Annotated in this window: 3 protein-coding genes; 1 reads left to right on the top strand and 2 read right to left on the bottom strand. The window is 74.0% G+C overall.

What is annotated here, in order from left to right:
• Nucleotides 1–62: 62 nt before the first annotated feature.
• Together AC13HU_RS36510 and dhaM are read right to left on the bottom strand one after the other, a co-directional pair.
• Nucleotides 63–365 (bottom strand): HPr family phosphocarrier protein, encoded by a 303-nt coding sequence (locus AC13HU_RS36510; RefSeq protein WP_483046297.1) that lies wholly within the window; start codon nt 363–365, stop codon nt 63–65.
• Nucleotides 349–741, bottom strand: coding sequence for a dihydroxyacetone kinase phosphoryl donor subunit DhaM (dhaM, locus tag AC13HU_RS36505; RefSeq protein WP_483046296.1), 393 nt, complete (start codon nt 739–741; stop codon nt 349–351). The genes AC13HU_RS36510 and dhaM overlap by 17 nt, the downstream gene beginning before the upstream one ends.
• A 59-nt stretch (nt 742–800) precedes the next feature.
• On the opposite strand from dhaM, the gene AC13HU_RS36500 reads away from it, so the two are divergent.
• Entirely contained in the window at nt 801–1,577 is a 777-nt protein-coding gene (locus AC13HU_RS36500; RefSeq protein ID WP_483046295.1) for an IclR family transcriptional regulator, read from the top strand.
• The last annotated feature ends 288 nt before the right edge of the window (nt 1,578–1,865 follow it).

Genomic DNA, 1,865 nt, shown 5'->3' with positions numbered 1-1,865 from the left:
CTCCTGCGGTGCGGCGGGGACGTTCGGACGGCGGGCGCGGGCGGCCGCGGAGACCCCCGCCACTACGTCGCCGTCGCCAGGATCTCCGCGAGCGCGGCGGCCGCCTGCTGCGCGTCCGGCCCCTGCGCCCGCACGGTCACCGTACGCCCGGCGGTGGCGCCCAGGCCCATGACGCCGAGCACGCCGGCCGCGTTGGCGGTGCGTTCGCCGTACTGGAGCAACAGGGCGCTGGTGAACCGCGCGGCGGCCTGCGCGATCCGGCCGGCCGGGCGGGCGTGCAGGTCGGCCGGCAGCACCACGGAGATCTCCACGGTCGGGTCGCCGGCGGGCGCGGTGCGGACGGACGGTTCAGAGTTTGCTGACATGGCGGGCCTCCGTGGCGGCGGTGAGTACGGCGGCGAGGTCCGCGCCGGCCGCGGCGGTGACCGCGGCGGCCACGGCGCCCTCGACGAAGGGGGCGTCGGCGATCAGTACGCCGTCGCGGGGCTGGTCTTCGAGCACGGCCCGGGCGGTGAGCACCGAACTGCCCAGGTCCGGCAGGATGAGTACGCCGGCGCCGCGGTCGGCTTCCTTGATCGCGGCGGCGACACGCGCGTAGCTGGTACCGATCCGGCCGTCGTCCGTACCGCCCGCGACGGTCACCGGGACGGCGTCGGAGCCTATCTGGCCGAGCAACCGGCGCAGCCCTGCGGCCACTTCGGAGCTGTGGGACACGAGTACGATGCCGACAAGTTCGCTCATGAACAGCGATGCTAAATCTCGGAACAGCATTCAGCAATACCGAACGAAGAGGTCTTCCCATGGTGCAAGCGGTGCAGCGTGCCGTCCAGATCCTCCGGGAGCTGGCCGTCACCGGCCCCCGGCTGGGGGTCACCGAGCTGGCCGAGCGGCTCGGCGTGGCCAAGCCGACGGTGCACGCGCTGCTGCGCACGCTGGAGGCCGAGGGCATGGTGGTGCAGGACCGGGACAGCTCGAAATACCAGCTCGGCCCCTATCTGGTGCACCTGGGCAACTCCTACCTGGACACCCAGGAGTTGAGGTCCCGCTCGCTCACCTGGGCCGACCTGCTGGCGCGCCGGGCCGGCGAGGCGGTGTGGGTCGCGGTGCCCACCGGCGACCACATGCTGGTGGTGCACCACGCCTTCCGTCCCGAGGGGGCCGTGCAGATCCTGGAGGTCGGCGCGTCCATCCCGTGGAACACCTGCGCGCTCGGCAAGGCCGTTGCGGCCTTCGCGCCCGAGGAGGAGCGCGAGCGGCTGCTGCGTGGCGAGTTGACCGTGCTCACCGGTGCGAGCATCACCGGACGTGAGCCGCTCGCCGCGCAGTTGGCGCAGGTCAGGGCGCAGGGATACGCGCTGGAGGACCAGGAGTCGGCGATCGGCGACGCGGGGATCGCGGCGCCCGTCTTCGACCGCTCCGGTGCCGTGGTGGGCGCGATCGGCGTGGTCGGGCCGGTCGAGCGGCTGCTGGCGGAGCCGGCCCGGCAGGAACTCGCCGTCGCGGTGCGCGAGACCGCCCGCAACCTCTCCCGGGACCTCGGCGCGCCGCGTGGAGCGGCGCGGGGCACGGCCGGCTGAGCCCTCGCACATCCCGCGCGCCCGTACGGCGGCGCGCCACCGCATCGGGGCCGAGCGCGTGAGGCGCCGCCCCGGCTTCCGCATGCCGGTCCGCGTCTTCGCGCCCCCGCACCCTCGCGCGCCGGGTGGTGCCCCCGAACGCCGGTGTGCGCCGGGCCGTGCTCCCGTCCGCCCCACGGGCCCCCGCAACACGCGCTGAGCCAACGGGAGTTGGGCCCGTACGTCCCGCCGGACCCCTTGACACCGAGGAAACACCCCCTTAACTTCCCACTACGTTCATCATTAATG

This window comes from Streptomyces sp. NH27, from assembly GCF_056859195.1.
Note: the sequence above shows the minus strand (reverse complement) of the source record. Positions and strands in the feature narration are given on the sequence as shown.